The sequence below is a fragment of the Tenacibaculum sp. SM2510 genome (assembly GCF_057002845.1).
The window spans coordinates 1,706,059-1,731,102 of the sequence record NZ_CP192703.1 but is presented as its reverse complement, the minus strand read 5'-3'; the positions used below and the strand labels follow the sequence as shown (position 1 = coordinate 1,731,102).

Annotated in this window: 26 protein-coding genes; 16 read left to right on the top strand and 10 right to left on the bottom strand. The window is 30.7% G+C overall.

Annotated elements, in window-relative coordinates; translation table 11 throughout:
• Positions 1-3 precede the first annotated feature (3 nt).
• Entirely contained in the window at positions 4-1,917 is a 1,914-nt protein-coding gene (locus ACQ629_RS07790; RefSeq protein ID WP_483703811.1) for a tetratricopeptide repeat-containing sensor histidine kinase, read from the top strand.
• On the opposite strand, the gene dinB is transcribed toward ACQ629_RS07790, so the two are convergent.
• Both dinB and trhO read right to left on the bottom strand, forming a co-directional pair.
• Positions 1,914-2,996, bottom strand: coding sequence for a DNA polymerase IV (gene dinB / locus ACQ629_RS07785; RefSeq protein ID WP_483703809.1), 1,083 nt, complete (start codon positions 2,994-2,996; stop codon positions 1,914-1,916). The two genes, ACQ629_RS07790 and dinB, sit on opposite strands and share 4 nt — an antisense overlap.
• A 77-nt stretch (positions 2,997-3,073) precedes the next feature.
• The gene (gene trhO, locus ACQ629_RS07780) at positions 3,074-4,105 is read right to left on the bottom strand and encodes an oxygen-dependent tRNA uridine(34) hydroxylase TrhO (RefSeq protein ID WP_483703807.1); all 1,032 of its coding nucleotides are present in this window, start codon (positions 4,103-4,105) and stop codon (positions 3,074-3,076) included.
• Positions 4,106-4,321: 216 nt separating this feature from the next.
• On the opposite strand from trhO, the gene ACQ629_RS07775 reads away from it, so the two are divergent.
• Together ACQ629_RS07775 and ACQ629_RS07770 are read left to right on the top strand one after the other, a co-directional pair.
• The gene (locus ACQ629_RS07775) at positions 4,322-5,329 is read left to right on the top strand and encodes an aspartate-semialdehyde dehydrogenase (RefSeq protein WP_483703805.1); all 1,008 of its coding nucleotides are present in this window, start codon (positions 4,322-4,324) and stop codon (positions 5,327-5,329) included.
• Between the two features lie 61 nt (positions 5,330-5,390).
• Positions 5,391-6,047: an HD domain-containing protein gene (locus tag ACQ629_RS07770; protein ID WP_483703803.1), complete on the top strand. Its 657-nt coding sequence runs from the start codon at positions 5,391-5,393 to the stop codon at positions 6,045-6,047.
• A 341-nt stretch (positions 6,048-6,388) separates the two neighbouring features.
• On the opposite strand, the gene ACQ629_RS07765 is transcribed toward ACQ629_RS07770, so the two are convergent.
• From ACQ629_RS07765 to ACQ629_RS07745, 5 genes are all read right to left on the bottom strand, one after another.
• Positions 6,389-6,778 (bottom strand): hypothetical protein, encoded by a 390-nt coding sequence (locus ACQ629_RS07765; protein ID WP_483703801.1) that lies wholly within the window; start codon positions 6,776-6,778, stop codon positions 6,389-6,391.
• A gap of 236 nt (positions 6,779-7,014) precedes the next feature.
• Positions 7,015-8,733 carry a helix-turn-helix domain-containing protein gene (locus tag ACQ629_RS07760; RefSeq protein WP_483703799.1) on the bottom strand — a complete coding sequence of 573 codons (1,719 nt, stop codon included), beginning with the start codon at positions 8,731-8,733 and terminating at the stop codon, positions 7,015-7,017.
• A 6-nt stretch (positions 8,734-8,739) separates the two neighbouring features.
• Positions 8,740-9,519, bottom strand: a complete 780-nt coding sequence (locus ACQ629_RS07755) for an enoyl-CoA hydratase/isomerase family protein (protein ID WP_483703797.1) — start codon at positions 9,517-9,519, stop codon at positions 8,740-8,742.
• A gap of 46 nt (positions 9,520-9,565) precedes the next feature.
• On the bottom strand, positions 9,566-10,978 hold the full coding sequence (locus ACQ629_RS07750; protein ID WP_483703795.1) for a sensor histidine kinase: 1,413 nt from the start codon (positions 10,976-10,978) through the stop codon (positions 9,566-9,568).
• Between the two features lie 50 nt (positions 10,979-11,028).
• Positions 11,029-12,180 (bottom strand): DNA polymerase III subunit, encoded by a 1,152-nt coding sequence (locus ACQ629_RS07745; RefSeq protein ID WP_483703793.1) that lies wholly within the window; start codon positions 12,178-12,180, stop codon positions 11,029-11,031.
• Positions 12,181-12,303: 123 nt separating this feature from the next.
• Here ACQ629_RS07745 and ACQ629_RS07740 point away from each other — a divergent pair, with 123 nt between their 5' ends.
• From ACQ629_RS07740 to ACQ629_RS07730, 3 genes are all read left to right on the top strand, one after another.
• On the top strand, positions 12,304-12,528 hold the full coding sequence (locus tag ACQ629_RS07740; protein WP_483703791.1) for a FeoA family protein: 225 nt from the start codon (positions 12,304-12,306) through the stop codon (positions 12,526-12,528).
• Positions 12,529-12,531: 3 nt separating this feature from the next.
• Complete coding sequence (gene feoB, locus ACQ629_RS07735; RefSeq protein WP_483703789.1) at positions 12,532-14,637, top strand: ferrous iron transport protein B; 2,106 nt, start codon at positions 12,532-12,534, stop codon at positions 14,635-14,637.
• A 214-nt stretch (positions 14,638-14,851) separates the two neighbouring features.
• Positions 14,852-15,325 (top strand): DUF3575 domain-containing protein, encoded by a 474-nt coding sequence (locus ACQ629_RS07730; protein ID WP_483703787.1) that lies wholly within the window; start codon positions 14,852-14,854, stop codon positions 15,323-15,325.
• A gap of 35 nt (positions 15,326-15,360) precedes the next feature.
• Here ACQ629_RS07730 and brnQ read toward each other — a convergent pair whose 3' ends face one another.
• Together brnQ and ACQ629_RS07720 are read right to left on the bottom strand one after the other, a co-directional pair.
• Positions 15,361-16,638, bottom strand: a complete 1,278-nt coding sequence (gene brnQ / locus ACQ629_RS07725) for a branched-chain amino acid transport system II carrier protein (RefSeq protein WP_483703785.1) — start codon at positions 16,636-16,638, stop codon at positions 15,361-15,363.
• Positions 16,631-17,206, bottom strand: a complete 576-nt coding sequence (locus tag ACQ629_RS07720; RefSeq protein ID WP_483703783.1) for a hypothetical protein — start codon at positions 17,204-17,206, stop codon at positions 16,631-16,633. The genes brnQ and ACQ629_RS07720 overlap by 8 nt, the downstream gene beginning before the upstream one ends.
• Before the next feature lie 24 nt (positions 17,207-17,230).
• Between ACQ629_RS07720 and ACQ629_RS07715 the strand changes: the two genes are divergently transcribed.
• Positions 17,231-18,010 (top strand): alpha/beta fold hydrolase, encoded by a 780-nt coding sequence (locus tag ACQ629_RS07715; protein WP_483703781.1) that lies wholly within the window; start codon positions 17,231-17,233, stop codon positions 18,008-18,010.
• Positions 18,011-18,046: 36 nt separating this feature from the next.
• The gene (gene upp, locus ACQ629_RS07710; protein ID WP_483703779.1) at positions 18,047-18,700 is read left to right on the top strand and encodes a uracil phosphoribosyltransferase; all 654 of its coding nucleotides are present in this window, start codon (positions 18,047-18,049) and stop codon (positions 18,698-18,700) included.
• 2 nt (positions 18,701-18,702) lie between these two features.
• Here upp and ACQ629_RS07705 read toward each other — a convergent pair whose 3' ends face one another.
• Positions 18,703-19,605 carry a DUF6427 family protein gene (locus ACQ629_RS07705; protein WP_483703777.1) on the bottom strand — a complete coding sequence of 301 codons (903 nt, stop codon included), beginning with the start codon at positions 19,603-19,605 and terminating at the stop codon, positions 18,703-18,705.
• A gap of 42 nt (positions 19,606-19,647) precedes the next feature.
• Here ACQ629_RS07705 and ACQ629_RS07700 point away from each other — a divergent pair, with 42 nt between their 5' ends.
• The 8 genes from ACQ629_RS07700 to ACQ629_RS07665 all read left to right on the top strand — a co-directional run bounded on the left by ACQ629_RS07700 (position 19,648) and on the right by ACQ629_RS07665 (position 24,974).
• On the top strand, positions 19,648-19,866 hold the full coding sequence (locus tag ACQ629_RS07700; RefSeq protein WP_483703774.1) for a DUF6341 family protein: 219 nt from the start codon (positions 19,648-19,650) through the stop codon (positions 19,864-19,866).
• Positions 19,867-19,878: 12 nt separating this feature from the next.
• Positions 19,879-20,550, top strand: a complete 672-nt coding sequence (gene trmB, locus ACQ629_RS07695; RefSeq protein ID WP_483703772.1) for a tRNA (guanosine(46)-N7)-methyltransferase TrmB — start codon at positions 19,879-19,881, stop codon at positions 20,548-20,550.
• 9 nt (positions 20,551-20,559) lie between these two features.
• Positions 20,560-20,904, top strand: a complete 345-nt coding sequence (locus tag ACQ629_RS07690) for an MGMT family protein (protein ID WP_483703770.1) — start codon at positions 20,560-20,562, stop codon at positions 20,902-20,904.
• Between the two features lie 161 nt (positions 20,905-21,065).
• Positions 21,066-22,196: an Mrp/NBP35 family ATP-binding protein gene (locus tag ACQ629_RS07685; RefSeq protein WP_483703768.1), complete on the top strand. Its 1,131-nt coding sequence runs from the start codon at positions 21,066-21,068 to the stop codon at positions 22,194-22,196.
• Positions 22,197-22,206: 10 nt separating this feature from the next.
• A complete protein-coding gene (locus ACQ629_RS07680) occupies positions 22,207-22,443 on the top strand; it encodes a NifU family protein (protein ID WP_218771730.1) in 237 nt (78 codons plus the stop codon).
• Between the two features lie 203 nt (positions 22,444-22,646).
• On the top strand, positions 22,647-23,702 hold the full coding sequence (locus tag ACQ629_RS07675) for an NAD(P)/FAD-dependent oxidoreductase (RefSeq protein ID WP_483703765.1): 1,056 nt from the start codon (positions 22,647-22,649) through the stop codon (positions 23,700-23,702).
• Positions 23,703-23,743: 41 nt separating this feature from the next.
• A complete protein-coding gene (locus ACQ629_RS07670; RefSeq protein ID WP_483703763.1) occupies positions 23,744-24,640 on the top strand; it encodes a sterol desaturase family protein in 897 nt (298 codons plus the stop codon).
• A gap of 1 nt (position 24,641) precedes the next feature.
• Positions 24,642-24,974 carry a 2Fe-2S iron-sulfur cluster-binding family protein gene (locus ACQ629_RS07665; RefSeq protein ID WP_483703761.1) on the top strand — a complete coding sequence of 111 codons (333 nt, stop codon included), beginning with the start codon at positions 24,642-24,644 and terminating at the stop codon, positions 24,972-24,974.
• The last annotated feature ends 70 nt before the right edge of the window (positions 24,975-25,044 follow it).

The window sequence follows — 25,044 nt, the reverse complement described above, 5'->3', positions numbered from 1 at the left end:
AAAATGAAACAGTTCCTTATAATTAGCGCATTTTTTTTTACTAGCACTATCTGTTTAGCTCAGAGAAATGTTGACAGTTTAATTGTAAGTGCTATAGAAAAAAAAGTATCAAATTATTTTGAGCTTCAAAAACATTTTAAAAGAGTCCGATTTACCGAAAAACAATTAAAATCTCTGTTATCAAAAAGTAAAAAAAATAATTATCAGATAGGAGAAATATTTACAAGAAATATTCAAGGACGTTTATATAGAAGTACTACAGAGTTTGATAAGGCTATTGAGGAACATTCAGAGGCATTAAGGTTAGCTAAAGAAATAAACAGCAAAGAAGCGGAGATTGTTACGTTAAATCAGTTAGGTGTTGTTTATAGACGTCAGGATAAGATAAGATTAGCATTAAACCAACATCAGGCAGCTTTAGAGATTATCTCTAAAGTATCCAACCCTAATGAAGACATAAAAATAAGTAATAGTATAACAGTTAACAGTATAGGAAATATTTATTTGGCTTTAAAACAATATGGAAGAGCTTTAGATAAGTTTAAGAAATCTATTCTTATACAGGAAAAATTAGAAGACATAAGAGGCTTGGCTATTAATCACCAAAACATAGGGTTTGCTCTTAAGAACATTGGAGATTTAGACTTAGCTTTAAAAAATTACCAAAAATCATTAACGTATAATATTTTAAATAACGATATGTTAGGTAAAGTAATTTGTCATAACAGTATCGCTGATATTTTAATAAAAAAAGGAAATTATAAAGAAGCCTATAGATATATTATTGAGGTTATTACAGCCGCAGAAGAGACAGGAAACAGGTATTATATATCAGAAGTATATAACACCATGGGGTGGGTCTCTTTAAAACTAAATAAAGATAAGCAGGCAAAGGATTATTTAGAAAGATCCTTAAAAATAGGAATAGAAAATAATATTCTATCAAGTTTAACACTATCGTATTCCTACTTATCAGAACTATATCAAAAAAAAGAAAATTATAAAAAAGCACTATTTTATTATCATAAATCTATAGCTATTGAAAGACGGATGTTTAGTGGTAAAAATATTAGTTATGTAAATAGCCTTATCGACAGGTATGATAGTGAAGTAAATACAAATAAGATTAAACAATTAGCAAAAGAAAATGAAATTTCAAAATTAAAATTATTAAGAAATCGTAATATTTTAATCATAGCATTGGTGTCTATTGCTTTGTTTGGTGTTTTATTATATTCAATATATAGACAGCGTTTATTAAAAAATGACAAACAAATATTGTTATTAGAACAAGATGCTTTACGAATTCAAATGAACCCTCATTTTGTGTTCAATGCATTAAACTCTATTAAATTATATATTATTAATAATGAACAAAAAAATGCAGTTCGTTATTTAAATAAATTTTCAAAACTAATTAGAAATATTTTAGAATCTACTACAGTAAAGGAAGTGACAGTAGCAGAAGAATTTAAAACAATGAACTTATATATGAGCATTGAAAACATTAGGTTTTCAAATGAAATAATATATGAAGAAAAAATAGGGACTAACATTAATCTAGAGGTTATTAAGATTCCACCATTAATCTTACAACCTTTCTTAGAAAACGCTATATGGCATGGCTTGTCTTCAAAAAAAGGAGTAAAAAAAGTGATGCTATCGGTAAATAAAATATCGGACGAGTTTATTCAAATAGATATAGAAGATAATGGTATAGGAAGAAAAGAGGCTTTTAGGATTAAAAGCAATAAGACGTTAAATCGTAAATCAATAGGGATTGATTTAACAAAAGAAAGATTAGCAAATTTTTCATCTCAATTCCAAAGAGATTTTTCGCTAGTTTATAATGATTTAATTAGTGAGAATGGTAAGGCGAAGGGAACAAAAGTATCTTTAAAATTACCACTAATTTAAAAATTGAATTTTAACTGTACCCACGTCGCTTCTTTTATTTCAGTGTTTAGATTGCTAAAAGAAATACCAAGTAAACGAACAGAATTTTTTAAAGATTCTTGATATAGTAACTCTTTTATAATAGGATAAAAATCTTTTTTATCCTGAATATAATCGTTAATAGTTTTACTTCTAGTTTGTTGTGTAAAATCACTATACTTTATTTTTAAAGTAACAGTTTTTCCTTTAGTATTTGACTTTTTCATTCTGCGTTCTAACTCATCTGCTATTTTTTCGAGACGTTGGAGCATAAAAATTTCAGAAGATAAATTTTCATTAAAAGTAGTTTCAGCAGCAACCGATTTTCTAACTCTATTCGGTTTTACTTCGTTATTATGAATCCCCCTCACAATATTGTAATAATGCAGTCCAGATTTTCCAAATAAAAGAGTAAGCTCTTCTAGTGTTTTTTTCTTTAAGTCTAATCCTTTAAAAATTCCTAAATTGTGCATCTTAGCAGCGGTAACTTTACCAACTCCATAAAATTTATTGACAGATAGCTCTTCTAAAAAAGGAATAACTTCATGAGGATTAATAGTTTTCTGACCGTTAGGTTTATTAATATCAGACGCTATTTTAGCCACAAATTTATTTATTGATATTCCTGCGGATGCTCTTAATTCGAGTTCGTTCCAAATACGTTCACGAATTTCTTCGGCAATTAAACTAGCTGATAAATTACTTTTTTTGTTATCGGTAACATCTAAATAAGCTTCATCTAAAGACAGTGGTTCTACCAAATCGGTATAATCGTAAAAAATAGCTCTAATTTTAGAAGAGATTTCTTTGTAACGAGCAAACCGAGGAGGAACAAAGATTAAGTGGGGGCATTTTTTTTTGGCCAACATGCCACTCATAGCTGATCTAACGCCAAATTTACGAGCTTCGTAGCTGGCCGCCGAAACCACACCTCGTATTTCATTACCACCAACAGCAAGAGGTTTGTTTCTTAAGTCAGGATTGTCTAATTGCTCAACCGAAGCATAAAAGGCATCCATGTCTACATGAATAATTTTACGATAAGGTGGTTGAAGAGACATTTTTAGGATGCTAAATTAGAAGATGAAATTACTCATTTAAAAAGAAAAAGCGCTCGAAAGAGCGCTTTAAAATTGATTTATTTCTTAAATTTTAGGACTTCAGATCTTCCTTTTTTGAAAATTTTATTACTATTTCCTTTTCCTCTACGAAGCTCTTTTTGCTCTTCAAAAGGCAATGCAGCAATCTCTTTACATTCGTCAGAACAACAAGTATTCATTTTCTCTGAACAAGATTTACATTGAATAAATAATAAGTGACACGCTTGATTCTCACAATTTACATGCTCATCAGATGATTCCCCACATTGGTGGCAATTAGAAACCACATCGTCTGTAATTCGCTCCGCTCTTCGGTGATCGAAAACGAAATTTTTACCAATAAACTTATTCTCAACACCTTCATCTTTTACCTGACGTGTATATTCTATAATTCCGCCTTCTAATTGAAACACATTTTTAAAACCTTTGTGTTTGTAATATGCAGAAGCCTTCTCGCAACGAATTCCACCAGTACAATACATCAATAAATTTTTATCTTCTTTGTTGTCTTTTAAATCTTCTTCAATAATATCTAAAGAATCTCGAAAAGTATCTACATCGGGAGTAATTGCGCCATCAAAATGCCCAATTTCACTTTCGTAATGATTACGCATATCCACACAAACAGTGTTTGGGTTCGCTAACATTTTATTAAATTCTTTAGCATTTAAATGCACACCTTTATCAGTAACATCAAAAGTGTCATCATTTAAACCATCGGCAACAATCTTGTTACGAACCTTTACTTTTAGTTTTAAAAACGATTTGTTATCGTGTTCAACCGCAACATTTAATCGAATATCTTTTAAAAAAGAAATAGCATCTAATTGTTCTTTCAGTTGTAAGAAATTATCCGCAGGAACAGACATTTGTGCGTTAATTCCTTCGTAAGAAACGTAAGTTCTACCAAGAACCTCTAATTCATTCCATTCTAGGAATAATTTATCTCTAAATAATTGTGGATTTTCTATCTTAAAGTATTGATAGAAAGAAATAGTTAAACGATCCTTACCGGCTTCGTCAATTAATGCAGCGCGTTCTTTTGCGCTTAACTTATTGTACAGTTGCATGCTATACTTTTTTTAGTTAGTCAAAATATATGGTGATTTCTATAAAATCTTTGCAAATGTACTTCTTTTTTGATTTTTAATGTTTAAAACCACACTTTTTACTGCAATTTGATGTTTTTTGAACTTTAAGTAAAAATATCAATAAAAACAGATACAACTAATTCAATTTTTTTAAACCTTTGTGTTTTATAGATTAACACAACTAAATAATAAAAAATGAGAGTAGCAGTTGTTGGTGCCACGGGAATGGTAGGTAATGTAATGTTACAAATACTAGCAGAACGTAATTTTCGAGTAACAGAATTAATTCCTGTTGCCTCAGAGCGTTCAGTTGGTAATAAAATTGATTTTAAAGGAACGGAATATACTGTTGTTGGTTTAGAAACAGCCGTTAAAATGAAGCCAGATTTGGCGTTATTTTCTGCAGGAGGAGAAACTTCTTTAATTTGGGCACCAAAGTTTGCAGAAATTGGCACCACGGTAATTGATAATTCTTCTACTTGGAGAATGGATCCAACCAAAAAATTAGTAGTTCCAGAAATTAACGGAGATGTGTTAACATCAGAAGATAAAATTATTGCAAATCCTAACTGTTCTACGATTCAGTTAGTAATGGCATTAGCGCCTTTGCATAAAAAATACACGATGAAGCGTGTGGTAATTTCTACCTATCAATCTGTTTCAGGAACTGGTATAAAAGCAGTTCAGCAATTAGATAACGAAGAGGCTGGTATTGAAGGCGAAATGGCTTACCCTCATAAAATAGGAAGAAACGCTTTGCCACATTGTGACGTTTTTTTAGAAAACGGATACACCAAGGAAGAAATGAAATTAGTAAAAGAGCCAAAGAAGATTTTAAGAGATGATTCTTTTTCAGTCACTGCAACTGCGGTAAGAATTCCTACAGCAGGAGGGCATTCAGAAGCTGTAAACGTACAGTTTAAAAATGATTTCGATTTAAAGGAAGTTCGTGAAATTTTAAATAATACTGCAGGAATTATAGTGCAAGATGATGTAGCAAATAATTTATATCCAATGCCAATTACAGCGCATAATAAAGATGAAGTTTTTGTGGGTAGAATTCGTAGAGATGAATCTCAAGATAACACTTTAAATCTTTGGATTGTTTCTGATAACCTTCGTAAAGGGGCCGCAACTAATACGGTACAAATAGCGGAATATTTAGTCGCAAATAAATTGATTATAGAATCGATTACAGTTTAAAATGTAATTTTATATTTATACAATCCTGTGCTAATTAGTACAGGATTTTTATTTTTGAAGAATGAAAAATGAACTAATAATTAGAAATACAATAGCATTTGTAAAAGAAACACTAAAAGATGCAGAGGGCGGGCATGATTGGTTTCATATAGAACGTGTATATAAAAATGCTTTACTGATAGCCAAAGATGAAGATGTTGATGAATTTATAGTGTCGCTTGGCGCATTATTACACGATATTGCCGATGCTAAGTTTTATGACGGAGATGAAACTGTAGGGCCAAAAATAGCGCGTAAGTTTTTAGAAGGTGAACAAGTAGCGAAAGAGGTTATTATTCATATTGAAAATATTATTAATTATATTTCTTTTAAATCTACATTGTCTTACGAAGAAAAATTTAGCTCACCAGAACTAAGTGTGATTCAGGATGCAGATAGGCTAGATGCGATTGGAGCGATTGGAATTGCTCGTTGCTTTAATTATGGAGGGTTTAAAAACAGCGTTATGTATGACCCTGAAATTGCCCCTAACTTAAATATGACAAAAGAAGAATATAAAAAATCAACAGCGCCAACAATTAATCATTTTTATGAGAAACTATTACTATTAAAAGACAAGATGAATACAAAAACGGGTAAGAAAATAGCAAATAGTAGACATGCCTATATGGAAGGTTTTTTACAGCAGTTTTATAATGAGTTTAATGGAGTAAAATAGGTTTTAATTTAGGAATAGTTTATTTTTTTTATTTTTTTATTAAAAAAAACGCAATAAATGTTGAGAGTATTTAGAAATAATATATATTTGTCTTAAGCGTTAATAATCCCCTTTATTAATTACAACAACCCCCTTAATTGTTAAAAAAGCATCTAGACTTCTAGATGCTTTTTTATTGTTTAACAGGTAAGGTGTTTGTTACCATGGATATATGTTAAAAGACATGCTTATATTTAATTAGTGGTAATATTTTTTATTAAAATATTACTGATAAAAAAGCAGTAATTATAGTTATACTTTTTATGATTATATTAGTAATTATTGATATCATAATTTGCCTTTTATTGAATTACACCATTTTTAATAACTATTATTTCAGTTCTTTTTCCGTTTATGAACTCAAACTCTAATAAATCGATACTCTCATAATCTTTAATCTTAGATTTTAATAGGTTTTGAATTTTTTCCGCTTCTTTTCTAGCAGAATCAAACTTACAATCAACAAATTGATATTCTCCTTTTTCAGTGCTTAATCCGTTTTTGCCAATCTGAATTCCTTTTGCATATATAATTTGGTTAACTTCCTTGCAGTCGCAATTGTCTTTTAATACCTCTATAATATTACTTGATTTATCTATGCTTTTTACAGTACTTGCAACTGTATAACCAAATAAGCCGCCAAGACATAAGAATAAAGTTGTTCTTACTATTGTTTTAGTCAATTTCTTCATGCTTCTAATTTATTTATTAGGATTAATTTCCTGGAACAAATATTATACATAATATACCTTTATGAAAGTAAAGTAAACCTATTTTAAGAAAATTAGGGTATTAGTTTTAGGTGTAAATATCTGTTATATAGGTTTTTATGTTTTGTTGTTTTTTTGAAAAGTTGTTATAAGTAAGAAGCCCTAAATTTATAAATTTAGGGTTTAAATAAGAGTTTTATTATTTTAAATAAAATTATTTAGGAAATAGAGTTTAATTTTTTAATATAAACCGAAGGTAGTATTCCTGTTCTTTTTCTAAAGTATTTTGTAAACGAATCTGTACTTTTATAGCCTATTTCTTCAGAGATAGATTGAACTGCATAAGCCCTAAATTTAGTATCTTCTTTTAGCTTTAAGATGGCATAGTTTATTCTTAAATCATTGATATAAGTATTAAAATTTTTCTGATAATGTGTATTTATAACTTTAGACAAATAAGAAGTGTTTGTCTTTATTTTTCGTGCAATATTATATGAATTACACTCTTGTTTTAAATAATAATGTTGTTCTTCTATTTTATGCAGCCCTGCTAAAATTTCATTAAAAGTTTCTTTATTAATGTCTGTAGATAATTTTTCCTCAAGAACATCATCTTTGGTGTCTATTATTTTTTGCTGTTGCTCTAGAGATTCTATCTTGTTTAATAATTTAATAAAACGCACAGAGTTTTTTTTCTTTCTACTAGATAAAAGAAGTAAGTATAAAACAAGTAAAAGGATGATAATAGTAATAGTTATTATTAAGTATTTAGTTGTTCTTTTTTGATTTTCTTTTTCTAACTCTAAATTAGATAACTCTTTATTGTGAAAAGAATTTATAATGTTTTTTTTGTTTTTTTCTAAGGCTGTTTGGTTTAAAGCATATTTTTCGAAATATTCATTTGATTTTTCAATATTACCAGACTTTTTGTAAATTTTTGCAAGTGTTTTATAATCTTCAACTAAATTAAATTCTTTGGTTTTTTTTAGTCCGATTGCAATTCCTTCCTCCATAACGACAATAGCGGAATCGTATTTTTTTAAACCAGTATAAGCAGCTGTTAATTCTTTGTAATAATAGTAGTTTCCAGCATTAGGGTCGTGTTTGTGACTTAAAACCTTTAATTGCTCAATTTTATTTAGAGCTTCAGAATATTTTTCTTCTGCAATTAATATTTTAGCGTTTTGAGTATAAAAACCTATCTTAATAAAATTATTAAGAGTATCTAATCCCTGTTTTCTAGCTTTTTTTAATACTAGTTTAGCAGAATCTATTCTTTTAAGCTTCAAGTAGGTGTTGCTAATGCTTGTTAGTGTTATTGCGCTGTTAAAATTTCTATTTAATTGATCAATTTCAGTTGTTATTTGTAGTTTTTTTAATCCTTTTTTATAATTTACAAGAGCTTTTTTATAATCCCCTGCCGAAAAATTCATCTCTCCAATAAGTATAGGTATAACAGCTTTATAAAATTGTAAGTTTTGTTGGTTAGCAATACGTTCACATTCAGAATAAAAGGCTAAAGCAGTTTTTGTTTCACCCACAGCAGCATAACTATTACCTAGCTGAATTATTATTTCGATAAGTGTAATTTTTAACTCATCTATAATTTCTTTTTCTTGTTTGCTTAAATTATAAACTTTAAATAGGTCTAATTCTTTTTTAAAAGATTTTATTGAGACTTGGTACTCGTTAAGAAATTGAGACTTACGCCCCATTTGATGCAACAACCTAATTGTCTGAAAAGTATCTTTATGCTTTTCAGACAGGTTTAGCATTTTCTGAATTAAAACAACTTGATTTCTTGCCTCACTTTCTGTTTTAAAGGTATTCGAAAGCTTAAGTAGTTCTTCTTTATAGCTATCCTTATTAATCTCTTGAGATAAAAGATTAGAAGTCAATAAAAAAAGAAAGTAAACAAGAAGTTTTTTAAGTGCCATAAATTATTATCCTGGAAAATTTGGTTTTCTTTTTTCTAAAAAAGCAGTTGTTCCTTCTTTAAAATCTTCCGTACCAAAAGAATCACCAAACTCAGCTATTTCAGTTTCATAACCATTTACACCATCTTTAAAGTTATCATTTACGGCTCTAATTGCAGCGCTAATTGCTACAGAAGAATTGCGCATTATTTTACTAGCTAGCTTTTCTGCTAAAGGCATTAGTTCTTCTAAAGATACAACATGATTTACTAGTCCCCATTGTTTAGCTTCTTCTGCAGAGATCATTCCTGCTGTCATAATTAATTCCATTGCTTTTCCTTTACCAACTAATTGAGGCAAGCGCTGTGTACCACCATAACCAGGAATTACACCTAAAGACACTTCTGGTAATCCCATTTTAGCATTGTCTGATGCTACTCTAAAATGACAAGCCATTGCTAATTCTAATCCACCACCTAAAGCAAAACCATTTACAGCAGCAATTACAGGAGTTGATAAATTTTCTACTAGGTTAAATAAAGATTCCTGCCCTAATCTAGCCAATCTACTACCTTCTTCTACAGAGAAATTTGCAAACTCAGAAATATCAGCACCCGCTACAAATGCTTTTTCACCACTTCCGGTGATTATAATTGTTTTTACATTTATGTCATCTTCTAAGCTTTCAAAAGCAGTGCTTAACTCTTCAATTGTAGCACTATTTAAAGCATTTAACTTTTTAGGCCTGTTAATAGTAATTGTTGCTAGTTGGTTTGTAATAGTTACTAAGATGTTTTCGAAATTCATTTGATTAAGTTTTTAAGGCCTGTCGAAAATACGCAAGGCGCTATTTTTAAGTTTTAGGTAAAATTACAGTAAAAACGGTTCCTACTCCTTCTGTTGATGTAAAACTGATAGAACCATCATATGCTTCAATTATGTTTTTTATCATAGCTAAACCTAAGCCCATTCCGCTTGTTTTTGTCGTGAATTTAGGTTCAAAAATTAATTCTTTATTTTTATCTATAATTCCTTTTCCGTTATCAGAAACTGTAATTTTAACATTATTGCCTTCAGAGGTTACTTTCACTTCAATCCTAGGGGCAGTTTCGTTCTCTGTAATTGCCTGTGTAGCATTTTTTATTAAATTAGTTAAAATTCTAATTAATTGTGTTTTATCTAAATAGGCAAAGAGCTCCTTTTCTTTAGGAATATAATGTATATAATCCTCCGAGAAAATATCTAAAGAATGTTTAACAATATCAACTACATCTAACCTTTCGCGACGTTGTGTAGGCATTTTTGCAAAGTCTGAAAAAGCAGAAGCAATAGAGCTCATTACATCAATTTGCTGAATTAATGTTTCACTGTATTCAGACATTTTTGTTTTAATGTTCGGGTCTTCAGGATTAAATCGCCGGTCGAAACTTTGTACAGAAAGACGCATTGGTGTTAGCGGGTTTTTTATTTCATGTGCCACTTGTTTGGCCATTTCTCTCCACGCTTGTTCTCGTTCACTTTTAGCAAGTTTTACAGCACTTTCTTCTAGCTGATCAATCATATTATTGTATGAATCAATCAAAGAGTTTATTTCTGAACTAGCAGAGTTTAATGTAATTTTTTCATTTCGTTGATTTAAACGTGTTTCTTTAATTTTTTCTGAAATGGCTTGAATAGAACGTGTAATATAACTCGATAAAAAATAAGCTAATGAAATAGCAGTAATAAACATTAAAAGATAAACTAATAATAAGCGCGATATAAACTCACGTAATTCTCTTTCTTGTTCCTCATTATCTTGTGCTATTTGTAACTCTAAAATACCAATTCGTTTAAACCTGGTGTCATTTATATAGGTATAAGATGATTGATATGTAATTCCTTTTTCATTTCTGCCTTTTACAACTTTATGGTCGGAGTTGTTAGCGAGTTCTTTTATAATATCTAAAGCTAAATTAGTGCCTTTTTTTTTATCAAAATTATAAGGAATAGACGATTTTAAAAGATTCCCATCCATATCGTACATAGATACGGTAAGTTTATGAACATATGCAATATCGTAAATACGATCTTGAAATATTTTAGCTAAATTATTAGTAGTAATAGGGTATGTTGTTTTTCGTTTTAATTCGATTTCTATATCGTGTTTTGTCGCACTTTCTTTTCTGTTAAAGCGTAAAACATTATAATCATCGGTTTGTTCACCGTATTGCAATATGGTGACAATTAAAATTAAAATAAAAGCCAATAACACTAACAGTATCATTGATAAAAAGATTCTAATTCGTAGCGATATGTTTTTGATGTTTATCAAATTTATAGGTTTATTTTTTCTTCCTTAGTGTGTAAAAGGCGAGTTAATTTAATTGATAAATCTAATAAAATTATTTTAGCATTTCCGTTTCTTTCAATATGATATTGAGCATCACTCACTTCCTTTTCAATAACCAATATATTTGTACTGTGTATAAAAGGTGCAAATTTTTCTAACTGAAAATTAGCAGATTTTGTTTCTAGAAAAACTAAATCGGGTGTTCCATAATTTAGTAGCAATGCTTGCCTAAAAAACTGTAAACAATATTGTAAAAATTGTTTTTGTGTTTCTCTACCAGACTTTGCAATAGCTTCAGACCATTTTATTAAATCCTGAATCACAGCAGCGTTTCCTTTGGCTTTAAAAGCAGCGCGAATCCATGTAATAAACCATTCTTCAAAAACTAAATCATTAGAGTTGTTGTTTAATATATGTAATGCTTTGTTATAATTCCCTTCGGATTGATGCGCTATTTTTATCGCTTCATTTTCTGCAACATTTTCGTTTTTAATTAAAGTATTTGCAATGTCGGCATCGCTTAAAGAAGGGAAGTTTAATGCTTGGCAGCGAGATTTTATAGTGTTTATAATTTGCTCTTCATCTTCAGTGATTAATAAGAAAATGGTTTTATTTGGCGGTTCTTCAATTAATTTTAATAATTTATTAGAAGCTGCAATATTCATTTTTTCAGCCATCCAAATAATCATTATTTTAAAACCGCCTTCGTATGATTTTAACTGTAGTTTTTTAACAATATCTAAGGCTTCATCAACACCTATTTGACCTTGTTTATTTTCTACACCAATATGTTTAGACCAGTCGAAAATACTTCCGTAAGGTTGTGTTTTAATAAAACTTCTCCAGTCATTTAAAAATAAATTACTAACAGGATGTTTTTTTACAGCATCGTTTGTGGTTACAGGAAAAGCAAAATGTAAATCGGGATGTTGTAGTTTGTTACACTTTATATTACAAGCCTCTTCATTGCTTGATGATTTACATAATAAATACTGAGCATAAGCAATTGCCATAGGCAAAGTACCAGAACCTTCTTTGCCAACAAAAAGTTGTGCATGCGGAATTCGGTTGTTTTCAGCAGATTGTTGTAAATGCTTTTTAATATGTTCCTGTCCTATAATTTCATCGAAAGTCATGCAACAAATATAAGATTTCAAATACAGAGAACAACCAATAAAAAGAAACAACAGATTGTTTAAGGCTAATTGTTTAGAATGGTTCTATTTTAGTATATTTGCAGGCCAATTTAAACGTGTCATTTGAATTCAATTGCAAATTTACAGCTCGGAGAAAGAGGAATTATATCTGAACAATGTTTGGATGTTATTCCATTAAAATTATTAGAAATGGGTTGCTTGCCAGGAACAGAAGTAGAGTTGTTACAGGTAGCTCCTTTTAAAGACCCTTTATACATTTGTGTAAACGGCAGTCATTTGGCAATACGAAGAGAAACGGCAAGCAAAATTGTAATTACCAAAATTTAACTGATGGATAAGCGTATTAGAGTAGCTTTGGTTGGAAACCCAAACACGGGAAAAACATCATTATTTAACCAGCTAACGGGTTTAAATCAAAAAGTTGGTAATTACCCTGGTGTAACGGTCGATAAAAAACAAGGAACTTGTAAATTGTCAGATAAAAACACGGCGATTATTACCGATTTACCAGGAACATACAGTATCAATCCTACCTCTATTGATGAAAGTATTGTTTTAAAAACCCTGTTAAATTCTCAAGAAGATGAAAAGCCAGATGTAATTGTAGTGGTTGCCGATGTAGAGAATTTAAAGCGAAATTTATTACTCTTTTCTCAAATTCAAGATTTAGAAATACCAACGATTTTAGCCTTAAATATGGCAGATCAAATGCAACGTAAAGGTATTTTAATTGATGTTGAAAATTTAGAAAAAGAACTACACACAAAAGTAGTTTTAATATCTGCACGAAAAAACGAAGGAATAAGCGACGTAAAAAAAGAAATTGAGAATTATAGCCTATTAAAATCACACTCTAACTTTAATGAAATTTCTACTAAAATAGACAAAAACTATTTTAGTGAGCTAGAAAAAATAAGTCCGAATTTTTCACTGTATGAATTATGGATGATGCTTACAAAACAGCATATTTCATTACTTTCTGATATAGAAAAAGAGCAATTACTGTTTTTTAATGACGGAGGTTCTAAGCAAAAAAAACACCAACATAAAGAAACAATTTATCGCTATCAGAAAATAAATTCAATTTTAAATAAAACATATAAGGTTGATGCCTCTAAAGCAACAGACTTACGCGCAAAGTTAGATCGTGTTTTTACACACAAAATATTCGGTTATATTATTTTCTTCGGATTGTTATTGTTGATTTTTCAATCTGTTTTCGATTGGGCATCTAAACCTATGGATTTAATAGATGGTTTATTTGCAAACATTGCTGATTTTACCAAAACAAACTTACCTGCCGGAATGTTTACCGATTTGTTAACCGATGGTATTATTCCAGGAATTGGAGGTGTTGTTATTTTTATTCCGCAAATAGCCATTCTGTTTTTATTTATTGCCATTCTAGAAGAAACCGGTTATATGAGCAGAGTGGTTTTTTTGATGGATAAAATTATGCGTCGTTTTGGAATGAGTGGTAAAAGTGTAATTCCGTTAATTTCCGGTACTGCATGTGCAATACCTGCAATAATGGCAACACGAACTATTTCTAGTTGGAAGGAACGTTTAATAACCATTTTAGTAACACCTTTTACAACCTGTTCAGCACGTTTACCTGTATATGCTATTTTAATAGCCTTGGTAATTCCCGACACCAAAATATTCGGAATATTAAGTTTACAAGGATTAACGTTGTTAGGTTTGTATTTTATTGGGTTTGCAGCGGCAATAATAGGCGCCTATATTTTACATAAAACATTAAATATAAACAACACCTCATTTTTTGTAGTAGAAATGCCTAATTACAAGCTTCCTTCAGCTAAAAACGTGTTTTTTGACGTATTAGAAAAAACGAAAGCCTTTGTTTTCGGAGCAGGAAAAATAATTTTAGCGATCTCAATTGTATTATGGTTTTTGGCTTCAAACGGGCCATCAGCATTTTCAAATGCGGAGAAAAATGTAATAGAAAATGTTGCAAATCAACAATTATCAGCTGCTGAATTATCGCAAAAAATAGCATCTGCTAAATTAGAAAACTCTTATATAGGTATTGCAGGTAAAGCAATAGAGCCTGTAGTGAAGCCATTAGGTTACGATTGGAAAATAGGAATAGGTTTAATAGCGTCGTTTGCTGCAAGAGAAGTGTTTATAGGTACTTTAGCAACAATTTATAGTGTTGAAAATGATGATGAAAACATATCAACTATTAAACAAAAAATGGCAGCCGAAATAAACCGTGATACAGGCGAAAAACGATACAATTTTGCTACCGGAATATCATTGTTGTTATTTTATGCATTTGCAATGCAATGTATGGCTACTTTAGCCATAGTTAAAAGAGAAACTAAAAGTTGGAAATGGCCAATAGTACAACTTATAGGTATGGGAGCATTGGCATATTTATCAGCATTTATAGCATATCAAACCTTAAGTTAATGCAAGAAATTATTACTTATATCGCAGTAGGCTTAGCTGTATTTTTTTTAGTAAAAAAGTTTTTTATTAAAAACAACAACAAAGGTTGTAGTACAGATTGTAACTGTTCTTAATCAAGAAATAATGTGTTTTTTGTTTGTAACACTTTACGCAATTAATGTATGTTTGTGGTACTGTAATTAATTTGTCTCTATAAATTTATTAAAATTTAAATATGAAAAAAATATTTTTAATAGCTGTGCTTTTTGTCAGCTCGTTTGCACAAGCACAACAAGAAGTAAAAGTAGATATATTAGATGCTTTGGCATTAAAAACCTTAGAGGTTTCATATGAGCATTATACAGCTAGTCGTTCATCAATAGGTATATCAGCATTATTTAATTTCGAGGAAAAATCATCTGATTTTAGATACAATGAAGAATGGATGATTACGCCATATTTCCGTCATTACTTTACAAATAACAATAACTGGAATTATTTTGGTGAGATTTTTTTAGGTATTAATAATGGAACAAAAAATAATAACGAATACATTGACGGTGCCTTAGGTATTGCTTTAGGTTCTAAATATATATCTGGAGGTGGTTTTATCGTTGATGTTTACGGAGGTTTAGGAAGAAATATGTTTACTTCAGAGTCGCGCTCTGTTGTGCCAAGAGTTGGTATTAATTTAGGGTATAGATTTTAGTATAAAACTAAAATTAAAAAACAAAAAAGCTTGCGTTATGCAAGCTTTTTTGTTTGGAAAATATTTATTAAAATAAAACTTATAAAAGCAGGTATAACCCAACCTAGGCTATGATTAGCGAAAGGAATAAAGCTTTTAATAGTTGTTAAGTATGCACCCGGAATAATAAAACCTAAAAAATCAGGGATGCTGAATATAAATGTAACGAGCACTACGACTTTAAAAACGAAGCTCGATGTATACTTGTTTGAAATTACATTTAAAATAATTAAAATAATTGTTATTGGGTAAATAAACATCAATGCTGGTAGCGCAATGTTTATAATGTAAGTTACATCAAACTGACCAACTAAAACGCCAAGAATACATCCAATTACTGCGGTAATTGTAAACACTTTTTGAGAGTTGTTACTAATTCCTTTAAAATAATCAGCAGTACCAGTAATAATTCCTACAGCGGTAGTAAAGCAAGCTAAGGCAACTAAAACACTTAAGAAAACACTACCAATATTTCCTAAAGTTTGGTTGCTTAATGATTTTAAAATCTCTGTTCTATTAGATCCTTCAGTAAAAGTTGAGCTAAACAAAACACCATTGTAAATAAGGCCAGCATAAATAATTAATAGCCCTAAACCTGCGATAAACCCGGCTTTAGTTATCAGTTCTTTTTTGGAGTTAAAAGTTGCTTCTTTGTTAAAATTCATAGAGATGACCAAAACACCACCTACTACTATCGAAGCAATGGCATCGAAAGTTTGATAGCCCTCTAGCAATCCATCAACAAAAGGTGTTTTAAGAGTACTTGTGTTTATGGCATCTGGAGCGGTAAAAATTCCAATAAAAATAATAGAAAGTAACATGCATATTATAAGCGGAGTTAAAAACTTACCTATTATATTTAGTATTTTAGATCGGTTCATGGCAAACAAAAAAACAAATCCGAAGTAAATACTACTGGTGATTAAAGAGCTAACATTATTAAAATAAGGTGCAATAGCCATTTCATGAGTAACCGAAGCAGTTCTTGGTGCAGGTAACGCAATGCAAATTGTATAGATAACAAAACAATATATAAGACTAAAAGTAGGAGAAACTTTTTTACCAAAGTCGTACATAGTACCTTGTAATTTGGCGTGTGCTAAAATTCCTAATATAGGAATGAATACTGCGGTAATAAAAAAACCAATTGTAACCCAACTCCATAAATCGCCCGAATTTTTACCTAAAAAAGGAGGTAAAATTAAGTTTCCTGCTCCGAAAAACATAGAAAACAAGGCAAAACCGGTGATGTATATATCTTTAGTTTTATTCATTCTTATTTGTGTTTGTAATTATATAGATGATAAAATTTATAAATAAGTATAAAAGAGCAACAATAATTAGTGTGAATTTTATAGTAGCAAAGTAGTAAGCCATTAATGCTAAATTTTTATCAGTACTACCTAATAATATATGTATCAATCCTATATTTTCAATAGCATCAAAACAGGCGGTAAAAAATTGAGAAAACAATAAGACAAGTCCAATTAAATAAAATGGTTTTCCGCGCCAAAGTATTTTATTGAGTTTGTGAATTAACAACCCTATTAAGGCTGGATAAATAGTTAAGAATAAAAAATCGAGACCTAAGCTTATACCTGCATTAATTTTTGCATTTGCATCCCAAGAATTCAGAATAGCTTGAGATATGCGAATATCTTTGGCTAACTCAAAAGATATAATTCCGTTTTCACAAATATCATTAATTAAAAAATAATCAATGCTTAGCATAGCGTATCCAATGCAAATAGTCATAATGGCCAAAAAAAAGGTGACTTTTTTTTCGGTTTTACTATCTAATAAATAAAATGGAGAGGTTAACATAATTTTATAAAAATACAAGCGAAAGATACATATTTTTGCAGGATGCAGAACTTTATCAGTTATAAAAATAGTAAAATAGCATATTTAGATGTTGGGAAAGGAACTACGGTAGTTTTGCTTCATGGTTTTTTAGAAAACGCTACTATGTGGAATGGAGTGGTAAAAGAACTGTCTAAAAAAAATAGGGTAATTTGTATTGATCTTTTAGGTCATGGAAAATCAGACTGTATAGGTTATGTTCATAGTATGAATGATATGGCAGAAGCGGTAAAAGAAGTTTTAAATTTTTTACGTCTCAGAAAATTTTATATAGTAGGTCATTCTATGGGTGGTTATGTTTCTTTAGCTTTTGCAGAAAAATATTTAGTGAGTATAAAAGGATTATGTTTATTGAATTCATCTGCACAAGCAGATTCTGAAGAACGAAAGAAGTTGCGAATAAGAGTAAGTGAAATGGCAAAAACTAATTACAATAATTTAGTGAAAATGTCTATATCAAATTTATTTGCAGCTGAAACTAGAGAAGTTTTTTCATTAGAAATAGACGCCATAAAAGAAGAAGCTTTAAAAACTCCTGTTCAAGGGTATATTGCAGCAACAAAAGGAATGCAACTAAGAGTTAACAAAGAAGCTATTTTGAAAACTATTGATAAGAGAATTATAATTGCTGGTGAAAACGATCCTGTAATAAACTTTAAATCTATTATTAAAGAAGCTAAACGAACAGATACACCTTTAATAAAATTATCAGGAGGTCATATGAGTCACATTGAAGACAGAGATGAATTAATAGTGAGTTTAAAGAAATTTATTAAAGGCTAAATATTTTCTGTTTCTTTGCAGTGTAAAAAAACAATTATGAAAATTCATCAGTTAGCCACCCAAAAATCCATTTTAAATAAGTTTTTATCTGAAATAAGAAATGTAGATATTCAAAAAGATTCTATGCGTTTCCGTAGAAATATTGAGCGAATAGGTGAGGTTTTAGGGTATGAATTAAGTAAGAAATTATCTTTTCAAAATAAAGAGATTAAAACACCTTTAGGTATAAAATCTATAGAAACACCAGTTAACGATGTAATTTTATGTTCAATTCTTAGAGCAGGGTTACCATTACATAACGGGTTACTAAATTATTTTGATGATGCAGAAAATGCTTTTATATCAGCCTATCGTCATCATCCTAATAATGATGAAGAGTTTGAAATTGTTGTAGAGTATTTCGCCTCTCCATCAATAGATGGTAAAACATTATTACTAGTTGACCCTATGTTAGCTACAGGTAGATCAATAGTAGCGGTTTATGAAGCAATTAAAAAATACGGAACACCAAAAAAAATTGAAATAGTATCCGTAATAGGGTCGGCAGCAGGAGTGGCATACATAGAAGAGTTTTTTCCTGAAAACACTGATTTATGGATTGCAGATATTGATGATGGATTAAACGATAAAGGATATATAGTCCCGGGTTTAGGGGATGCAGGTGATTTGGCTTTCGGGACTAAAATGTAGCGTTACATAAAATTTGTTAAAACCGAACCAATTAAAAACAACAATAATAATACATCACCAACCCATTTGTGTTGATATATTTCTAATCCGTTTGCTAAAATTATAGCGACTGGAAAAAACACGAATAACAATTCACTACTAGCTTTATTACTCATTAAGAGAATAATTAATAAAGAAATTACTAGATGAATAACAGTTAGAATCCAATTTTTTCTAAAGGTGTTAAGTACAGCTAATGCCTTTGGGCTTTTTAAAAAAATTGCTGCAATAACAAAAACAGCAATAAATATATTCTGAAATAGATACTTGGGGCTTAAGTATAGATTAAAGTCGTAGTGAAAAATCCAATCGAAAAGAAGGTAAAATTCATTTACCTTATCATACCAAAAACAATATGTAAAAAATAAAAAAATCACACTTCCAAAGCCTATTACGGGAGTTAATAATGTTTGATAGGTGAATTGTTGATGTAAGTAAATAGAAACGTATAATAACACGGCAAATAACACAGTATAAGGTTCTATTAAGAAAGAAACACCAAGCCACAAACCGCCATCAAATAATTTATGAAGAGTGTTTTTTTGCGACTGTAAACTATATACTTTACGTAAAAAAAGTAAAACAGTTAAACAGGCATAAAACGTACTATTAATAATTAGTACATCAGGAAAAAAACCAATAAGTATTATAAAAAATAAAAAACCAAAAGAATTATCGAATGTTAGTTGATTTTTAACAAGAATAAAATTAAAAATAGAAAAAACAATAATAAATCCAAGTACTTCTTTAAAGAGATTAAAGGATAATTCTTTAGAAAATAAACTAAAAAAAAAGTAAATTAAAAACAGCGCAAACAGCACTATGAAATTTACAGGTTTTGATTTACCGAAAAAATTGGCTAACATGGTTTCTTTTTATACTTTTGCAAACGTAAAGATAATCAAGTTATGTTAGGATTAAATATTTTTAGATTAATTGGAGAATTATTTCAGTACATTTTAATTCCGTTCAAATGGTTGCGACTAGAAGTTGCTAAAGGAGATTATGGATGGTGGACATCAAATGCTGTAAACTGGTTATTTGTATTGGTGTTAGTCGTATTATTTGGGTACTGGATGTGGCAATCAGCAACTTTCTTAAAAGAAGGAACTGAAGATAAAGCTTAATTTAGACACACATTGGGAAGCAAAAATAAACTAAAACGTTTCAAAGAAAATGAAACGTTTGCTAACGTACTTCAGCCTACAAGAGAAGAAGTAGTTGGTGATTTTTCTTTAAAAGGAAAATGGAATACTTTTTTTAAAAACGATAATCCAATTGTTTTAGAGTTGGGGTGTGGTAAAGGAGAGTATACTATTGCTTTGGCAGAAAAAAATCCAGATAAAAATTTTATTGGTATTGATATTAAAGGAGCTCGTTTTTGGCGTGGTGCAAAAACCGCAATAGAAAATGACATGCAAAATGTAGCCTTTATTAGAACACAAATAGAATTGGTAGATTATATTTTTGCAGAAAATGAAGTTGATGAAATTTGGATAACTTTCCCAGATCCACAAATAAAATACCAGCGTACAAAGCATAGAATGACCAATACGGCATTCTTAAAAAGGTATCATCATATTTTAAAAGAAGACGGAATCATGAACCTAAAAACCGATAGCGAATTTATGCACGGTTATACTTTAGGCTTATTGCACGGTGAAGGTCATGAAATTATACACGCAAATCATAACGTGTATAAAAACGAAGGCGCACCAGAAGAGGTAACTTCTACCCAAACTTTCTACGAAAAACAATATTTAGAGAAAGGAAAGCCAATTACGTACATTCGTTTTAAATTGAATTATTAACTTTACTCGGTGAGTAAAAATCAAAATTTTTTCGAAAGAGTTTACGAAGTTGCAAAGCTAATTCCATACGGAAGAGTAACTAGTTATGGTGCAATCGCAACTTATTTAGGTGCTGCGCGATCTGCAAGAATGGTTGGTTGGGCAATGAATAATTCTCATTCTAAAAACATACCGGCTCATAGAGTAGTAAACCGAATTGGCCTACTTACGGGAAAACAGCATTTCGACGGTACAAACTTAATGCAACAGCTTTTAGAAAATGAAGGAATTATTGTGATTGAAAATCAAATCCAAAATTTCGAAAACGTTTTTTGGAGTCCAATAAACGAACTGCCACCTGAAGAAGGGCTTTAGCATCTAAATCAAAGCGCATTATATTCTTTTTTTTAGTTAAAAACTATGCTATAAAACAGAATTATAACTTCATAAAGAATCACAATCTAACTCTCTTTATTTTCTGACGCCTAAAACGTATCTTTGCAGCTCGGTATTAATTAATTTAATTAAACACTCTAATGAGTTTTAAAAAACAAGATATATACAAAGCGTTAGAAACTATTACTGCACCAGGAGAAGGTAAGAGTTTAGTTGAAAACGAAAACATAAAAAACATCGTTACTTTTGGTAACGAAGTAATTGTTGATGTAACAATTTCAAATCCATCTTTACAGGCTAAAAAGAAGGCAGAAGTAGAAATTACGAAGGCAATTCACGAAAATGTTGATAAAGCAATCGATGTAAAGGTGAATGTAAAAGTTGAGGTTAAAGAGAAAGAAAATCCTAATGAAATAAAAGGAAAATCAATTCCTAATATTCAAAATATTATAGCAATAGCGTCTGGTAAAGGAGGTGTAGGTAAATCTACCATTACCTCTAATATGGCAGTGTCTTTAGCAAAAATGGGTTTTAAAGTTGGTGTCTTAGATGCGGATGTTTATGGGCCATCTCAACACATAATGTTTGATGTTGAAAAAGAAAAGCCATTAGCAGTAAAGGTAGACGGGCGTTCTAAAATGAGACCTGTTGAAAATTACGGCGTAAAATTATTATCTCTAGGGTTTTTTACAGACCCTGATCAAGCAGTAATTTGGCGTGGACCAATGGCTTCAAAAGCATTAAATCAATTAATTTTTGATGCAGATTGGGGAGAATTAGATTTCTTACTGATAGATTTACCTCCAGGAACAGGAGATGTGCATTTATCAATCGTACAAGCAGTACCAATTAACGGAGCCGTAGTGGTAAGTACACCGCAAAACATTGCTTTAGCCGATGCTAAAAAAGGTGTTGCAATGTTTAAGCAAGAAAGTATTAATGTACCAGTATTAGGTATCGTAGAAAACATGGCGTATTTTACACCAGAAGAATTACCAGAAAATAAATATTACATTTTTGGTAAAGGCGGTGCTAAAAATTTAGCTGAAGATATCGAAACTAGTTTCTTAGGTGAAATACCATTAGTGCAAAGTATTCGTGAAGCAGGTGATGTTGGTCATCCAGTGGCATTACAAGAAAACACTCCTTTACAAAAAGCATTTACAGATGTAACCAAAGAAATGGTTTCTCAATTATTAAAAAGAAATGCTAATTTGCCAGCTACCGAAGTAGTTCGTATTACTACAATGAGCGGTTGTAGTACTAAATAGTTAAAAGATTATGACAGCAACAGAAATAAAAGATAACGTAGAAAAAGCTCTAGAAGAAATTCGTCCTTTTTTAATAAGTGACGGCGGAAACATTAAGTTATTATCTATCGAAAATAATAAAGTAAAAGTTCAGTTAGAAGGGGCTTGTAGTGGCTGTACAGTAAATCAAATGACGTTAAAAAACGGCGTTGAAGCAACCATAAAAAAATATGTTCCATCAATAGAAGAAGTAATTAATGTAGCATAAAACTTGATTTTTATCAGGTTTTAATAACTGCAAACTTATTATTTTTGGGCGTTCGAGCGCGCTTTCGCTACTCGCTTTTTTAAAATAGAATAATATTTTAAAAAGAGCTTAAACAAACCGCTCAATCACTAACGCATACACATTCCTGTCTTCAAACAAAAGGCAGGAATCTCAGTATAAAAAAGAAAATTCTTGTAATAAAAATGATACAAACAGATATACTAATTATAGGAGCAGGTCCAACTGGCTTGTTCACCGTATTTGAAGCAGGATTATTAAAATTACGTTGTCATTTAATTGATGCATTGCCTCAGCAAGGAGGGCAATGTTCAGAAATTTATCCTAAAAAACCTATTTACGATATACCAGCGTATCCAGAGATTTTAGCTGGCGATTTAACCGATAAATTAATGGAACAAATTAAACAATTTGAACCAGGGTTTACATTAGGAGAACGCGCTGAGACAATAGAAAAACAAGAAGATGGTAATTTTATAGTAACAACTAATAAAGGCACAAAACACAAAGCGCCTGTAGTAGCAATTGCAGGTGGTTTAGGAAGTTTCGAGCCACGTAAACCACCAATTCCTGGTATTGTAGATTATGAGGACAAGGGAGTTGAGTACATGATTAAAGAGCCAGAGCTTTACCGAGATAAAGATGTGGTCATTGCAGGAGGTGGAGATTCGGCATTAGATTGGTCTATCTTTTTAACTGATATAGCTAAATCGGTAACTTTAGTACACCGTAGAAACGAATTCCGCGGAGCGTTAGATTCTGTTGATAAAGTGCAGGAGTTAAAAGATGCAGGCAAGATTAATTTAGTTACACCAGCCGAGGTTAAAGGAATTGTTGGTGAAAATACCGTTAAAGGTGTTTTAATCGAACAAAAGGATAAAGAACAATACACGTTAAAGTGTGATCATTTTATTCCGCTTTTTGGATTATCTCCAAAATTAGGACCCATTGCAAATTGGGGATTAGAAATTGAAAAAAATGCTATTAAAGTAAATAATGCATTAGATTACCAAACAAATATTCCTGGTATTTATGCGATTGGCGATGTAAATACCTATCCAGGAAAATTAAAGTTAATTCTTTGTGGCTTTCACGAAGCTACCTTAATGTGTCAAAGTGCTTTTCAGCGTATTTTTCCAGATAAAAAATACGTAATGAAATATACCACAGTTGGAGGAATAGATGGTTTTGATGGTACACGTAAAGAAGCTCCGAAAGCAGTGGTTAAAAAAATAGAATAATATTTTAGTTAACTTTAGCTGACTTATAAATAGATAAAATTTTGACATTAATAGATTACATAGAACAACTATCGCAAGATAAACTCTTGTACTTTGCCTTGCCAATATTTTTTGTTTCGATGTTGGTAGAATATCAAATATCAAAAGAAAAGTACAATGCAAAAGATACAGGAATATCAATCTTAATGATGATTTTCTCTGCAATTGTAGAGTTTTTTCCTAAGGTAATAGCCTTTATTGTTTTCTTCTATTTACACGAGTTAAGTCCGTTAAAAGATATTGTAGGGCGACAATGGTGGGTGTGGATATTACTGTTTTTTGCAGATGATTTTGCCTATTACTGGTTTCATCGTTTAAACCATGAAGTTCGTTTGTTTTGGGCAGGTCACGTGCCCCATCATTCATCAATTCACATGAATTTAGGTACAGCTTTACGTCAAGGAGTTGGTGAGCGTATTCATAAATTTTTCTTTTGGATATGGATTCCTTTATTAGGTATCGATCCATTAATGATGTTTGTGATGATGTCTGTAAGCTTAATTTATCAATTTTTTGTACACACCGAATTGATAAATAAACTACCAAAACCGATTGAGTTTATTTTTAATACACCATCGCATCATAGAGTACATCATGCATCAAATATTCGTTATTTAGATTGTAATCATGCAGGTGTTTTAATTATTTGGGATCGTATTTTTGGTACTTTTTCTGAAGAATTAAAAGATATAGAGTATCCCGTTTACGGTTTAACAGTAAATATTGAAACGTATAATCCGATAAAAGTAGCAACACACGAATATTCGGCAATTTTAAAAGATGTAAAAAGGGCTAGTAAATTTTCTGATAAATTGAATTATATTTTCAACTCACCAGGTTGGACGCATGACGGGGAAGATAAACGAGCAAAAACATTACGTAAAAAAATGAACTTGTAATATGGAACAAGATATCACCATAAAAATAACAGATAGAGAAGGTGTTTTACACGAAATTCAAGCGCCAACTGATATGGCAATGAATTTAATGGAGGTTGTTCGTTCGTACGAATTAGCGCCAGAGGGTACAATTGGTATTTGTGGTGGTATGGCCATGTGCGCTTCATGCCAATGTTATATAAAGTCAGCGCATGAATTACCAGAAATGGGAGACGATGAAGATGCAATGTTAGCGGAAGCTTTTTATGTAGAAGATAATAGCCGTTTAGGCTGTCAACTAGCAATAACTCCGGCACTTGATGGATTAGAAGTTGAACTAGCTCCTGAAAGTTAAATAATAACTGAAACTTTCTGTATATTTGTGGAGCAAGCAACTTAAAAAGGCTAAAAAATGTATTTAGACT

Bases quoted from the DNA above. Each gene is read 5' to 3' on its own strand.
- ACQ629_RS07675 (WP_483703765.1), top strand. From the start codon at position 22,647: ATGATACAAACAGATATACTAATTATAGGAGCAGGTCCAACTGGCTTG.
- ACQ629_RS07790 (WP_483703811.1), top strand. From the start codon at position 4: ATGAAACAGTTCCTTATAATTAGCGCATTTTTTTTTACTAGCACTATC.
- ACQ629_RS07770 (WP_483703803.1), top strand. From the start codon at position 5,391: ATGAAAAATGAACTAATAATTAGAAATACAATAGCATTTGTAAAAGAA.
- upp (WP_483703779.1), top strand. From the start codon at position 18,047: ATGAAAATTCATCAGTTAGCCACCCAAAAATCCATTTTAAATAAGTTT.
- trhO (WP_483703807.1), bottom strand. From the start codon at position 4,105: ATGCAACTGTACAATAAGTTAAGCGCAAAAGAACGCGCTGCATTAATT.
- ACQ629_RS07685 (WP_483703768.1), top strand. From the start codon at position 21,066: ATGAGTTTTAAAAAACAAGATATATACAAAGCGTTAGAAACTATTACT.
- ACQ629_RS07700 (WP_483703774.1), top strand. From the start codon at position 19,648: ATGTTAGGATTAAATATTTTTAGATTAATTGGAGAATTATTTCAGTAC.
- brnQ (WP_483703785.1), bottom strand. From the start codon at position 16,638: ATGAATAAAACTAAAGATATATACATCACCGGTTTTGCCTTGTTTTCT.
- dinB (WP_483703809.1), bottom strand. From the start codon at position 2,996: ATGTCTCTTCAACCACCTTATCGTAAAATTATTCATGTAGACATGGAT.
- feoB (WP_483703789.1), top strand. From the start codon at position 12,532: ATGGATAAGCGTATTAGAGTAGCTTTGGTTGGAAACCCAAACACGGGA.
- ACQ629_RS07745 (WP_483703793.1), bottom strand. From the start codon at position 12,180: ATGACTTTCGATGAAATTATAGGACAGGAACATATTAAAAAGCATTTA.
- ACQ629_RS07705 (WP_483703777.1), bottom strand. From the start codon at position 19,605: ATGTTAGCCAATTTTTTCGGTAAATCAAAACCTGTAAATTTCATAGTG.
- ACQ629_RS07775 (WP_483703805.1), top strand. From the start codon at position 4,322: ATGAGAGTAGCAGTTGTTGGTGCCACGGGAATGGTAGGTAATGTAATG.
- ACQ629_RS07755 (WP_483703797.1), bottom strand. From the start codon at position 9,519: ATGAATTTCGAAAACATCTTAGTAACTATTACAAACCAACTAGCAACA.
- ACQ629_RS07715 (WP_483703781.1), top strand. From the start codon at position 17,231: ATGCAGAACTTTATCAGTTATAAAAATAGTAAAATAGCATATTTAGAT.
- ACQ629_RS07730 (WP_483703787.1), top strand. From the start codon at position 14,852: ATGAAAAAAATATTTTTAATAGCTGTGCTTTTTGTCAGCTCGTTTGCA.
- ACQ629_RS07760 (WP_483703799.1), bottom strand. From the start codon at position 8,733: ATGGCACTTAAAAAACTTCTTGTTTACTTTCTTTTTTTATTGACTTCT.
- ACQ629_RS07750 (WP_483703795.1), bottom strand. From the start codon at position 10,978: ATGATACTGTTAGTGTTATTGGCTTTTATTTTAATTTTAATTGTCACC.
- ACQ629_RS07680 (WP_218771730.1), top strand. From the start codon at position 22,207: ATGACAGCAACAGAAATAAAAGATAACGTAGAAAAAGCTCTAGAAGAA.
- ACQ629_RS07665 (WP_483703761.1), top strand. From the start codon at position 24,642: ATGGAACAAGATATCACCATAAAAATAACAGATAGAGAAGGTGTTTTA.
- ACQ629_RS07765 (WP_483703801.1), bottom strand. From the start codon at position 6,778: ATGAAGAAATTGACTAAAACAATAGTAAGAACAACTTTATTCTTATGT.